Origin of the sequence: Citrobacter sp. Cpo071, assembly GCF_030332765.1 — a bacterium.
In the GTDB taxonomy this organism is placed as follows: Bacteria; Pseudomonadota; Gammaproteobacteria; order Enterobacterales; family Enterobacteriaceae; genus Citrobacter; species Citrobacter portucalensis.
The window spans coordinates 18,971-31,559 of record NZ_JAOWHE010000059.1; the positions used below are offsets into that span (position 1 = coordinate 18,971).

Consider the following 12,589-nt stretch of genomic DNA (forward strand, 5'->3'; position numbering starts at 1 on the left):
TAAGGAGGCTTAAATGAATATCCATTTATTTTCAGAAGTATTGTTCTGCGTATGGGTTATAGCTTTGATTGTGATTTTATTTATAGTTGTTAAATATTACAGGCGTGTCCATTACAGACTCAATTCACTGTCTGAAACGATAAAGCGCACACAGGGCGGTGTTAATAAGCGAATATCTGAAAACAGAGAACTGCTTGAACTTATAAAGAATCAACATCCTGAAATTCTTGATGAATATCCGTGGGTAAGTGGTTGGCTTGATTCACAGGAAAAGTTTTTGGTCGCTCTTGCTGATAAGTCTGGTATCGATATCAACAAATCAGGACTTATTTGAGCACACTAAAGATAAAGGAAATTACTATGTATATACATATTGTTCCTAAACTTTATCATCTCATGGCTAATAAATGTAGCCTTAAATCTATTTCCATACCTGAGCTTGATTTTATAATTGATAGTGAATCATTGTCTGTAGGCAGACCGTGGCCTAATAAATGTTTATGGGTTGGAATGCGAAAAGGAAGGAAGTCAGTTAATGGCCTCGTTTTGCAAACAGATAAAAATTAAGATGGTTTACTACTATATACACCTGGGATATTGAAGATATGGGGTTAATTTACCATCAAGTCAATACCTATATAGAAGATGATAATTTTGATATGGTTTCACAGGAAATTCTTTTAAATGGTTCTTTTGATAAGTGGAGTAACAGGGTTCATTCAGCTTATGAAAATAAGCCTCCAGCCAGAATCCAGCCCAAAATGGAGTCCTTATTAAATAAACCTGGTGAAAACAGTCATGATGTGTGGGAAGAGTTCGAATGGGGTGACTTCCTTCTGTCCAGAGAAGAAAGCCTTTTACTTCACACTATTCAGTCTGAACGATTGAGTACAGATTGCTCTTTATTCAAAAGACAACCGTCTATTGAAAGTGCATTAGTTATTTAAAGGATAATAAGATGAGACTTTTTATCGCAGAAAAACCCGCAGTAGCAAATGATATTGTTAAGGCACTTGGTGGCAATTTTACCCGCCATGATGGCTGGTTTGAAAGTGATAACGCCATTGTGACTAACTGTTTTGGTCATATTATCGAATCACAACCGCCGGAAAACTATAATCCTGAATACAAAGCCTGGAAGGTTGAAACGCTTCCTTTACGTCTTTATCCCGTGAAGTATCAGCCTGTTGAAAGTGCCGCAAAACAGGTTAAAACGATTCTCGAACTTATCAGACGTGGAGACGTGACTGAAATTGTTCACGCTGGCGATCCTGATGATGAGGGACAGTTACTTGTTGATGAAGTCCTGGAATATGCAGGCAACACAAAACCCGTAAAGCGCGTTCTGATTAACGACAACACGCTTCCGGCAGTGAAAAAGGCACTGGCAAATCTTAAAGATAATCGTGATTTCAAAGGGCTTTACCTTAAGGCGCTGGCGCGTTCAGTTGCTGATGCCGTCTATGGCTTCTCCATGACGCGTGCTTACACCATTCCTGCAAAAGCCAGAGGATATCAGGGCGTTCTGTCTGTCGGGCGCGTCCAGACTCCCGTTCTTGGCCTGATTGTGAATCGTACCCGTGCTAACCAGAACCATAAATCCAGTTTTTACTACACCATGACCGGAGTCTTTCAGCGTGGTGCTGATGTTATCAGGGCGAACTGGAAGCCAGGGGAATTTGCTCCGCTGACAGACCGTAAATTACTTGATAAAGCGTGGGCAGACGGAACGGCAGCCTCCCTTGCAGGAAAACCGGCTACAGTTGAAGCGGCAGCAACTGATGATAAAAAAACGGCTGCACCGTTGCCCTTTAACCTGGTACGACTCCAGCAATACATGAACAAAAAGTTCAAAATGACGGCACAAAAAACGCTGGATATTACGCAACAATTACGTGAAAAATATAAAGCGATTACTTATAACCGCTCTGATTGCTCATATTTATCTGATGAACAATTCAGCGAAGCGCCGCAGGTTATCGATGCCCTGAAATCAGTCTTTCCTCAGTCGCTGGATATTGATTCTTCACGTAAAAGCAAAGCGTTTAACAGTGCAAAGGTGACTGCGCATACTGCTATAATCCCGACCGCCAGTGTGCCTGATGTTAACGCACTCAGCACCGACGAGCGCAATGTTTACCTGGCGATCGCACAACACTATCTTGTTCAGTTCATGCCTGAAAAAGCATACCAGGAAGTATCGGTTGCCATTCAGTGTGGTGATGAGTCGTTCTATGCCCGTGCCAGAAAAACAACTGACAGCGGATTTGAGGCGTTTCTTGGCGCGGAAACCACAGACGAAGGTGAATCAGAAGATAATGATGATTCCGCTTTTGAACTGCTCTGTAAAATTCGCACAGGAGAAACACTGACGACAAAAGAAGTTATTGTTAATGAGAAGAAAACAACACCGCCGCCGTTATTCACCGAAGCCTCCTTGCTTGCTGCGCTTGTTCGTGTCGCGGATTTTGTCACTGACCCAACGATTAAAAAATTGTTGAAGGATAAGGATAAAGACAAAAAAGATGAACATGGTGGCATTGGTACGCCAGCTACCCGCGCAGCCATTCTGGAAACGCTGAAGAAAAGAAACTATATCACGCTGGAAAAAGGGAAACTTATTCCTACTGATACCGGATATGCGCTTATTGATGCCCTGCCTGGTATAGCGGTTAATCCTGATATGACAGCATTATGGGCTGAAAAGCAGACAGCCATTGAAAATGGCGACCTGACCGTTGAAGAGTTCATTAATGAACTATACGATGAACTCACAGGCATGATTTCTGATGTTGACCTGGGCGAGATGAAAATTGAACCCGTAGCGCCAGCAGGACAATCTCAACGCCTGAGTTCTCCCTGCCCTACATGCGGCAAACAAATTATTATCAGGCAAAAAGGTTATTTCTGTACCGGATGTGAATTTAAAATCTGGAGTGAGTTTTCTGGTAAGAAAATCACCCAGGCACAGGCCGAAAAACTGGTTAAATCAGGGAAAACCGATTTGATTAAGGGATTTAAAAAGAAAAGTGGTGGAACGTATGATACAGTTCTTGTCCTTGAGGATAAGAAAACAGGGAAGCTGGGTTTTCCGGCAAGGGCTAAGAAGTGAAAACAAAGCAGGAATGGCTTTTTCAGTTAAGAAAATGTACATCAAGAGATACTCTTGAAAAAGTTATTGAGATTAACCGTTACAAACTGCCTTTATCAGAATCAGAGGCATTTTATTCTGCCGCAGATCATCGCCGAGCAGAACTGGTGATGAATAAACTTTATGATAAGGTGCCTTCCGGCGTCTGGAAGTACGTACACTAAATAAGAGGATTAATTATATGAGCGAACTGACTAAAGAAGATGAATACGGCATTATCAGCCGTACTATGATGAATATTCGTTCATTACGTGTTTTTGCCCGTGAAGTTGATTTTGAGCAATTGCTCGAAATGCAGGAAAAACTGAACGTTGTTGTTGAAGAACGTCGTGAAGATGCTGAACGTGAAGCGGCTGAACGCCAGGAACTTGAAGCCAAACGTCAGCAGGCCATTGAATACATCATATCTTTAGGTCTTGATCCCGAATCACTCCTTGCTCCTGTAACAGCAGATACAGTAAAAACCAGGCGGAAAGCCAAAGGCGGAGTAAGAAAGGCTAAATACCGCTTTAAGGATGAAAATGGCGAGATCAGAGAATGGTCTGGTAATGGCAAGCGTCCGCTTGCTTTACAGAAGCTGCTTGATGAGGGCCATTTCATGGAAGATTTCCTCATTGACAAACTGCAACCTGGGCAGGTTGAATAAAATAATCGTGATGCCGTCGCAAACTTGTTTGCGACGGCAAATGGAGGGGACAGAACAGCCAGCTGCGCTGGCAAGAAATTTTATCGTTTGATAAAGAGGGAAAATGATGATCAAATCAAAAAAAGTAGTGGTTATTTTTGTTGCTTTGAGTTCATTCTTGCTGGCAGGGTGTGATTCACCAAAAGATGCTAATAAGCAAAACTTTGAAAAAGCTATTAATACTCGACTAGAGAAGGAATGCATTACTATTAGTCCGCTGGGAATGTTTGATAGTAAGCCTTATCCGGTTCAGGTAGCTGTGGCTCAGGCTAATCGATATACATCTCAGGAACGGGCAGATGAAATAAATTCTCGACAGTTTTCTGCGCTGGATGTACTGGTCAAAGCCGATTTATTAACAGTAAAAGATACCCTGGTTGATGACGTTATTGGTTTTACTAAGACGGGTAAGAAAGTGCCAGGTCGTGAATATGCTCTGACAGATGAGGGGAAAAAATATCTGAAGTCTCCGGAACGGCCTGATTTTTGCGTTGGTCATTATAAGGTGGATGAGATAGTTGATTTTACCGAACCTGGTGATGCTATGGGAATGAAGATCACGCAGGTGAATTACACATTCAGTCCCACCAGTATCGCTGAATGGGCGAAACGCGATGATGTTCGGGCTGCATTTTTAGGACTTGAGTCTGATTTGAAAGAGAAACAAACAAAACGTATTACACTGGTTTTGAAAAATGATGGATGGTCTGCTGAACGGTAGGCTGTAATGGTGTTGCTACGTGAAAAATACCCCACGTATATCCCCTACTTTTTCACGGATTTCACGTAGCGCACCGCCGTTAATGACTCTATCAAAAATACTCACCGATATTTTTCGCACCGCAAACAACCTAACTCACTGTAAAACAACAAATCAGCTTTGCGCCGGTGACGCATCGATCGCGCTGGCCAGCGCGATCCTCAGCTGCGACCGCTACAGTATTTTTGAACAAGATTACCCTTGCTCCGGTTTAATTCGCCAGGCAGTTAGACATACAGGTCATTTTGTCCATACCTCATTAGTTACAACATTCACATGTTCTGTTCCTTTATCCGGTGCCCTGTTCCGGTATATGTGCCCATATCCTGGGTTATTCAGGATAACCGCTTCCTTTTCGCCCTGCCCTGTCGTTCATATCCCCCTGGACAAAAATGCATTATCGGAAAAAATGTCCAAAATTTTTTTTGGTGATCGGAATTTTTGTTGTCGGACGCACCTCTGCTTCAGGTCATAATTGCTGGCACGTCCAAAAAAACAGGTGCGGAGATTAAAAAATTGAGTCATTTACCCGCCAGCATTTTCCAGATTTCACGTAGCGACGCCTGGAATTTAACCATCTCTCCCGATGCAGCCCGTAATATGCGGGATCTTGCAGCACAGATTGGCGCAGGAATGCCGAAATATCTGATAGCACCGGAAGTCTCACTGCTTCTCTCCTACATCGATGATCTGAACATCCGTATGTACTTTGAGACGCTCTGGAATACCGGAGCACGACTGAACGAAGCTCTGGCGCTGAAACCTGCCGATTTTATGCTGACTCCGACACGGCAGTACCCGCAACCCGTGGTGATCCTGAAAACACTCAAGCAACGTCTAAAAGAAGCAGAAAGAAGACCAGGACGCCCGACCACCAGGCATCCACCATTACATCCTGATCCGCGATACAGAAAACCACCGGAGCCTGCTGTAAGGCTGGTTCCTGTTCTGGATGCCGGATACGCATTGCGTATGCGGGAATACCTGGCGACCTGGAAAAAGCGGATCAAACATCAGCCTGTGTGGGACATAACATCAAGACAGACACCGCTGAACTGGATCAACACCGCAGTGGCACGGGCAGAGCGTGACGGCGTAACATTTTCGGTTCCGGTCACGCCTCACACGTTCCGCCACAGTTACGCCATGCACCTGACAATGAGCGGCGTTCCTCCGCGCGTCCTGCAATCCCTGCTGGGACACCGTTATGCAAGAAGCACCGAGATTTACACCCGCGTTTTTTCGCTGGACGTCCTGACAGGAAGTGGCCTGTCCTTTACCTGTGATCCACAGCGTGCAAAACAGCTTCTCGGATACCCTGAATGCATTAATAATGAGTAATAATACACACCATTAAACTATTGCCAGCACGCAATAGTACGGTTATACTTTCACCATAAAAGATTGTGTATTAATACACACCATTTAACCGGGAGGGTTTTGTGATGGGAAAAATCATTACAGTTGCAGGGCATAAAGGCGGCATAGGCAAAAGCACCGTGCTTTGTTCCTTATGTGTCTGTGCCATCAGGAAAGGGAAAACAGCCTGTTTCCTGGAAACAGACTCGCAGGGAAGCATCAAGGATTTCATCGAGGAACGTAAAACCAACGACCGGTTGTCTGAAATACCGTATTTCGAGTGCTACACAGATATTCCGGCGATGGCACGAAAACTGGCTGCCCGCTTTGATTATGTGTTTGTTGATACGCCAGGAATGAAATCTCCGGCCTTCGTTAAGGCACTGAGTTGTGCTGACATTCTGTTCACATTCATTGAGCCAGGAGCAGGCATCGAGATCAACACGCTGGGACGGCTGGTTTTCGACATTAAAACAGCACAGGCCGGAGTCAATCCGTCAATGAAAGCATGGATTGTCCTGAATAAGTGTTCAACTAACCCGTCAGACAGTGAAGCGTCAGAACTGCGCCGACAACTCAATGATGATCCGGACTGGCTTCCGGTTCCCCGCCAGCGTATCTATATGCGTACTGCGCATAAAAAAGCCTATAACAGTGGTATGGGCGTACACGAATACGATGATAAACGGGGAAACAAAGCCCGTGGAGAGATTGAATTACTGTTAAAAGAAACGGGGGTTCTGTGATGTGTATTATTACACACTATAAGAGATGATATACTCACATCCTGAATAGTGTGTATAATTACACACTTTACAAGAACAGGATACCTAATCTAATGGCAAAGCTCCCAAAGAAAATTGATCAGGAAATTAAACCGCTGGATTTACGCCAGTTTGTAAGCTCTGCTGCACAAAAACCGGCATCGGCATCAGCAGTAACGCGTATAAATCTGACCATGACAAATGATGATCTGGATACAGCGCAGGTGTTCCAGAACGAGTACGGCGCCAGCCGTGCTGAAGTAATCAGAGCAGCACTGGCAGCGTTACGTCTGGTATCAGCAGAAGAACGCCGGAGGCTGTTTGATGATATAAGGAAAAACAGCCCGAAAGCAGGAAGACCAACCGTGAATAAATAGTGTGTTTTATTACACACCATTAAAGGGGATAAAAATATGCTCATAAAGATCATTAAATCTGTATTCAATTTTTACATGCTCTGTGTGCAGCCTTTACTTGGATTATTTCTCGTGGGTTATAGTGTGTGGAGATTTTCAGATAAGGGTATCTGTACAGCAGACAAGGTTATCTGTGACACATCAGTATTACTGGAACCAGCATCGTATTTTGTCATCGGAACTGTTGTTTTGTTTGTATGGTATATAGCATGGCAGGCAGAACGCTCTAAAGAAGAAGACTTTAAATCAAGCATTAAGCCGGAAGATTTTGTGAAGTGAGATTATGGTTGTTGATAAATTGTATGCAGCATTAGATATGCAACTAAAATTGATTGCGACGGTGTTATAAAGAACATTCCTGTAAGCACATATAACAAACTAATATACGCCTATAATAAAAGTTCATTCTTAACAGATACAGAATAAGAGGAAATGCCATTATGAGTGAAATATACTGCATTGCAATTGCAGTCATTATCGTTGGTTACGTTTATCTAATGATCAGTGTAATTACTGCACCACAAAAATTGTTTCCTATACTTCAGCTAATAACTCTAATAGGTATCAGTTCGTTATTTTCTTTTATGTCATTCAAGAGCGAAAGCATGTGGACGGGTGAGCCTGAATTATTAGTTGCGATTATGTTTGGCACTTTTTCAGCAACACTGATTTTTTACATGTTTAAAATTTTGATTCGCGCTTTTGATTCATTGACTAAATAACAAAGCTGAAGTATATAGCATGGCAAAAAGAACGTTCTAAAGAAGAAGAGTTTAAATCAAGCATAAAACCAGAAGATTTTGTGAAGTGAGGATACGGAATAATGCCAGCTTATAACCAGACATTAGGGCACTTTAGGGGATTTTCAATCTATGGAACACTGCATCGTTGATTTAGGCATTATAAACTATCATCCTGTCATTACATGGACAGTACCTGTTGCATTTTTCTTTTTAGTAGTGCTGGCTGGTATAGCATTCAATATTGGCAGGAAAAGTAATCTAATCGTTTTCATCCTGGCAATGTTGCTCCCAGTAACAACTGTTTTCATTTTTATGTTACTGGGCGGTAAGATCGATATGTGCTGATCAATTAAAAGAGGATTATACAATGATAAATTCAATCGCGTTTAGTCTTATAGCGTTATGTATAATATATATATCATCACTACTTAAAAAAAGTAACTTCAGAATATTTTATATAACTGTATCTACGTGCTCTTTATTATTGTCATGTGTACCAAACAAGTACAGTATGATTGGTATAGCAGCATTGGTATTTACAACTATGTTAGGACCATTATTAATTATCTTAGAGGATAACAGGCAATAAATTATGATAAAGCATCTGTTAAGCCCGCAAATATGTGGGCTTATTTTTAATTACTCTTCATCATCCCGCAGGAACTGACAAAAGTCTTCACTCCCCATCATATCGACAGTGTTTTTAAATTCGAAATTACAGCTCATTTCAGTTGTATAATGAAGCCAGCGTTTCATTAGTCAGCAATTCAGACAGGTCGTCAATAACCAAAACCTTAATGTCTAATTGCTCAACAAAAACAGCACCTGCAATTTGTTCAAAGCCAATGATAGCTACAGGCTTACGTTCATTCATTTCAAAAATAATTAATGGTAAAGTAATACTATTTATTGATTCAAACTCTTTAAAGAATGCATCAGTGCCATACTCACTGGCAGGAAAAAGAATCTCACTTAATCTTACTCCATAAAAAATATGATAGTTTTCTTTAAGGTTATCCTTTAAAATGTTAATAGCCTTAGAATATTTTTCATTAACAAACTCTTTCACCTGATATTTCATAAAATTCTCCAACAAGAACCGACTGTAGGTCACCGGGCAAACGAGCGAAATGCTAGCATTTTGCGGCGTTTGCCCTATCCTGCATCGCAGTGAAAAAGCAGGAACTGGCATAACGGCTGAGTAGCATCGTTACTGGCTTATCTCGCTACTGTTCTCGGTGCTTTCGTCCGCAGGTTCGGGAACAAGTAACTTGTGCCAGGGCATAGTTTTGTTGAGCAGCTCCATCAGAGGCTCAGCCAGCAGTCCCAAAATCCAGGTTGCCGTAATCACCGGTATGGTCAGATTTTGTGGCGTCCATAACTGGTGATCGAGATGATACCAGGTGATGACACACAAAATCCCCCCCAGCCAGAACACAGCCCATTTAAACGCACCAAGAATGGCTAACACAAAAACAGAGACAAAATGTAAAACACTGGCGGCCAGAAGACGAAGATAAAACCATCCCCAGCCAAGCCACTTAACAAAAATGCTCCCTGTGTTCACCGCAAAACGTTTCTTACGTTCTCTGGCGATTTCTTTCCTGAATTTACCGCGTTCCTCCCCCTGGGGGAATTGATAGATTTTAGCCATGATTCACCTCACTTATTCTTTTTTGGTGGAACGACTTTGTCAAACTCTGTCAGGAAAGCAGCATCATCATCATTCATAAATTCATGAGTTTCGTTATCAATACCTGTAAATTTATCTTCAGAAACAAGAAATTCAAAGCGTAAAACACTAACTTTACGCCCCTCTTTACTTTCTATTAAGCAGGACAGGAATTCTATTTCCGTTTTTTCTTTAATCTCTTTTATTGCTTTATTGATCACTTCTCTTTTGAATATAGGAAACTCAGGATATTTATAAACAACTTCATCGTCTTCTATAGTATATGCGATTAACTCATCTTTTAATTCGTTCAGATGTATTGAAAAATAATTCTTTGTTCTAAATTTGGAATAGTTTTTTCTTATTAACTGATATAAAGCCCATGAGTATTGACCACTTAATCTCATTGCTGAAGTAAGCAATTGAGTAGTGAATTTATTTTCACCGCCAATTAGATTTGAAATGTAAGGGTGAATTGTATGCGTAAATTTTAGAACGACATACCCCTCATTCGGACTATATGCACAATAATCAGTAATCCCCATATCCAGGCGTTCTAAACTCTTACGCATTGCATCAGGTAAGCCTAATTCAGTAGATAATGCCAAAATATCATCACTTGATAGTGAAAGTTTACTAGTATTAAGTAATTCAGCTCCTTCTTTTAACTGGCGATATGCAACTGAAGGTTTGACTTTTGTAATAGATGTATAGGTATCAGCGGTAATTTTAAAAATCATACCTGGTTCAAGCGGTTTTTTCGTATCAACAGACACCAATGCCAGACACAAAACCCTCTTTGCAGAAAGAGGTAACTGAGCAAGCGTTTTATTGATCTCATTTCGATGTCTAATTTTTGTCTTCTCAGAAATCTTTCTTATTGGCATTGCTCCATCCTCACCTACTGTTTGTCTAATAAATATACCAAACCAAACATGATGACTCAACAAAAAATCATCATGTTTAATGACAAATCCCATCATGTTTAACACAGCAAGGATGCTACAGTGAGCAGCTAAACAGTGAAAACATGTTTAAAACATGAACTGATCACCTGAAGATCGGAAGATCTGAAGTAAAAGAACCAATCGGTTAATAATGTGACCTAAACCATCATGGATAGTGACCTAAACCATCATGGATAGTGACCTAAACCATCATGGATAGTGACCTAAACCATCATGGATAGTGACCTAAACCATCATGGATAGTGACCTAAACCATCATGTTTAGCGTTTTTTCATTATATTTATCATAAGGTTACGATGCTCTAAGTTTTTAAGTTTTTAAGATCAAGAAGAAAAGATAAGTCTTTTAAATGCACAGTGCCTGTGGATAACTTTGCGTAAATCCGGAGGACAGATCACTCTGAACCAGGACAACCACACATAAAAACAACATGCTCACTTTTTAACCACTGCGCGTAAGTGCCTGATGTTATCCCTGTGCTGTTCCGCTTCCTCGCTCACTAACTCGCTACGCTCGGTCGTTCGGCTGCGGCGAGCGGTGTCTCCTTTCTCAAAACCTGAAGAGTTCAGATCATACGATCCGTTGATTGATCCTTTTTGGATCTTTCACTGAGAAGCCCTGAATCGCTTTCTGCCGCTTCGTTCGATACAACATGGTGAAAACCATGCGAAATCGAAAAAATCGCTCAGAATGCGATACAGCGCGTTTTAGAGGGTATTTACAAAACAGTCGTTGCCTTAAGGAAATTTTGATCAAGATTGAACTCCTATCCGGATCATGGCAACAGATCACAGCAACAAGGCCGCTAAAAAGCGTTAAGCGGCGTTAAAAGCCGTTAAACCGTGGCTGACTACAACGAAACGGGAAAAAATGCTTAGAACGAGTTACAGAGCCTTTAACCAGATCGTCAAAAAGGCAATTTTTCCTGACCAGAAAGCAGGTTCTGTCACACAAGACTCACATTATGTCACTTTAAAGAGACATTTTTTCTTGATCTGGTGTCACTTATAAGAGACAATGTACACAGGTTAAGGGAATGAGGGCGGCAAGATGCCTTACACGGCGAAACGATATCAGACAGAAAACGGTGAGGTTCCATACACCGACTGGATGAAAAAATTAAGACGTAAAGACCAGACCGCAGCGTTAAAGGTGGATTCCAGAATTGCCCGCGCTATGGGCGGAAATTTTGGAGATCATAAATTCGAAAGGGATGGTGTCTGGGAATTACGAGTTGATTACGGTCCTGGTTACAGGGTTTATTATTCAATCGAAGATGGCGAAATAATTCTTCTGCTTATTGGAGGGAATAAAAAAACTCAGACAGCCGATTTAGATAAAGCCGTTAGTTATCTGCAAGATTTTAAAAAGAGGTCAAAAAAATGACAGCCACCAAAAATGTGAAGTCGCAGAAAAATGATTATCCGGCATCCGTTGATCACAATGCCGCCATGATTGAAGAATTGCGCGCAGATCCTGATTATGCAAACGCTTATCTTGCTAATGCCCTGGAAGAAATAAATGAGCCTGGTGGTTTAGGCGGTTTTCTTGTTGCGCTACGTCAGGTAATCGAGGCGCGAGGGGGCATTTCCGAAGCTGCCAGGAAATCTGGCCTTGCCCGTCAGAGTATTTACCGAGCATTATCCCCCAACGGTAACCCGACCATCACAACGCTTGCACAACTTACATCGGTAGCCGGATTACAGTTCACTCTCAGTAAATCCAGCCACTAATCTCTCCAGTTCCCCCTAAGCGGGGGAATTTCCATGCCAGCAAAAAATCATCAAAACCGCAGTTATCCCGCCCGACGTTCACCGGTATTTAATCGGCAAATCGAACAATTGCGTACTGGCAATAGTTTAACGGTGTGTATTAATACACATCTAAAGGCATCTATGATAGATGCGTGTGTTAATGCTAATGTATGCATACATTAGCATTAACATAGACCAGATTCTGGCGCGTTGCGCCCGTAGTTCGCTGACGCTCGCACGCGCAGTACAGCGCCCCGCCCTGCTGCAATGCACCAGGACGGCGTGAACTCGCTGGCGCTCGCGCTAACTGCGGCAT

At 42.0% G+C, this 12,589-nt stretch carries 16 protein-coding genes and 1 pseudogene; 14 read left to right on the forward strand and 3 right to left on the reverse strand.

Features of this window, described 5'->3' with window-relative positions:
- Positions 1-13: 13 nt before the first annotated feature.
- The 12 genes and pseudogenes from OGY09_RS01815 (at position 14) to OGY09_RS25230 (ending at position 8,223) form a co-directional block, all read left to right on the forward strand.
- On the forward strand, positions 14-334 hold the full coding sequence (locus OGY09_RS01815; RefSeq protein ID WP_001020837.1) for a hypothetical protein: 321 nt from the start codon (positions 14-16) through the stop codon (positions 332-334).
- Positions 335-360: 26 nt separating this feature from the next.
- Positions 361-947 (forward strand): annotated as a pseudogene (locus OGY09_RS01820) (DUF6012 family protein).
- A gap of 11 nt (positions 948-958) precedes the next feature.
- On the forward strand, positions 959-3,112 hold the full coding sequence (locus tag OGY09_RS01825) for a type IA DNA topoisomerase (protein ID WP_001235749.1): 2,154 nt from the start codon (positions 959-961) through the stop codon (positions 3,110-3,112).
- On the forward strand, positions 3,109-3,315 hold the full coding sequence (gene hha, locus OGY09_RS01830; RefSeq protein ID WP_000850859.1) for a hemolysin expression modulator Hha: 207 nt from the start codon (positions 3,109-3,111) through the stop codon (positions 3,313-3,315). Before OGY09_RS01825 ends, hha begins: the two co-directional genes overlap by 4 nt.
- Positions 3,316-3,332: 17 nt before the next feature.
- Positions 3,333-3,797: an H-NS family histone-like protein gene (locus tag OGY09_RS01835; RefSeq protein WP_001293140.1), complete on the forward strand. Its 465-nt coding sequence runs from the start codon at positions 3,333-3,335 to the stop codon at positions 3,795-3,797.
- Positions 3,798-3,900: 103 nt separating this feature from the next.
- Positions 3,901-4,557 carry an SEN1982 family lipoprotein gene (locus OGY09_RS01840; RefSeq protein WP_001478769.1) on the forward strand — a complete coding sequence of 219 codons (657 nt, stop codon included), beginning with the start codon at positions 3,901-3,903 and terminating at the stop codon, positions 4,555-4,557.
- A gap of 555 nt (positions 4,558-5,112) precedes the next feature.
- Positions 5,113-5,937 carry a tyrosine-type recombinase/integrase gene (locus OGY09_RS01845; protein WP_286589874.1) on the forward strand — a complete coding sequence of 275 codons (825 nt, stop codon included), beginning with the start codon at positions 5,113-5,115 and terminating at the stop codon, positions 5,935-5,937.
- 104 nt (positions 5,938-6,041) lie between these two features.
- Positions 6,042-6,701, forward strand: a complete 660-nt coding sequence (locus tag OGY09_RS01850) for a nucleotide-binding protein (protein WP_000516221.1) — start codon at positions 6,042-6,044, stop codon at positions 6,699-6,701.
- A 92-nt stretch (positions 6,702-6,793) separates the two neighbouring features.
- Complete coding sequence (locus tag OGY09_RS01855; RefSeq protein ID WP_001096509.1) at positions 6,794-7,096, forward strand: hypothetical protein; 303 nt, start codon at positions 6,794-6,796, stop codon at positions 7,094-7,096.
- 36 nt (positions 7,097-7,132) lie between these two features.
- Positions 7,133-7,414 (forward strand): hypothetical protein, encoded by a 282-nt coding sequence (locus OGY09_RS01860; protein WP_000905713.1) that lies wholly within the window; start codon positions 7,133-7,135, stop codon positions 7,412-7,414.
- 161 nt (positions 7,415-7,575) lie between these two features.
- Positions 7,576-7,857 (forward strand): membrane protein, encoded by a 282-nt coding sequence (locus OGY09_RS01865; protein WP_001290347.1) that lies wholly within the window; start codon positions 7,576-7,578, stop codon positions 7,855-7,857.
- Positions 7,858-8,007: 150 nt separating this feature from the next.
- The gene (locus tag OGY09_RS25230; RefSeq protein WP_000399461.1) at positions 8,008-8,223 is read left to right on the forward strand and encodes a membrane protein; all 216 of its coding nucleotides are present in this window, start codon (positions 8,008-8,010) and stop codon (positions 8,221-8,223) included.
- A gap of 382 nt (positions 8,224-8,605) precedes the next feature.
- On the opposite strand, the gene ddp1 is transcribed toward OGY09_RS25230, so the two are convergent.
- The 3 genes from ddp1 to OGY09_RS01880 all read right to left on the reverse strand — a co-directional run bounded on the left by ddp1 (position 8,606) and on the right by OGY09_RS01880 (position 10,533).
- Positions 8,606-8,959, reverse strand: coding sequence for a DNA distortion polypeptide 3 (gene ddp1, locus OGY09_RS01870; RefSeq protein WP_000877225.1), 354 nt, complete (start codon positions 8,957-8,959; stop codon positions 8,606-8,608).
- A 129-nt stretch (positions 8,960-9,088) separates the two neighbouring features.
- The gene (locus tag OGY09_RS01875; RefSeq protein WP_001074389.1) at positions 9,089-9,532 is read right to left on the reverse strand and encodes a hypothetical protein; all 444 of its coding nucleotides are present in this window, start codon (positions 9,530-9,532) and stop codon (positions 9,089-9,091) included.
- An 8-nt stretch (positions 9,533-9,540) separates the two neighbouring features.
- Positions 9,541-10,533, reverse strand: coding sequence for a replication initiation protein (locus OGY09_RS01880; protein WP_004239667.1), 993 nt, complete (start codon positions 10,531-10,533; stop codon positions 9,541-9,543).
- A gap of 1,036 nt (positions 10,534-11,569) precedes the next feature.
- Here OGY09_RS01880 and OGY09_RS01885 point away from each other — a divergent pair.
- Positions 11,570-11,905, forward strand: a complete 336-nt coding sequence (locus OGY09_RS01885) for a type II toxin-antitoxin system RelE/ParE family toxin (RefSeq protein WP_001147119.1) — start codon at positions 11,570-11,572, stop codon at positions 11,903-11,905.
- Positions 11,902-12,252: a helix-turn-helix domain-containing transcriptional regulator gene (locus OGY09_RS01890; protein ID WP_000127482.1), complete on the forward strand. Its 351-nt coding sequence runs from the start codon at positions 11,902-11,904 to the stop codon at positions 12,250-12,252. Before OGY09_RS01885 ends, OGY09_RS01890 begins: the two co-directional genes overlap by 4 nt.
- Positions 12,253-12,589: the final 337 nt, after the last annotated feature.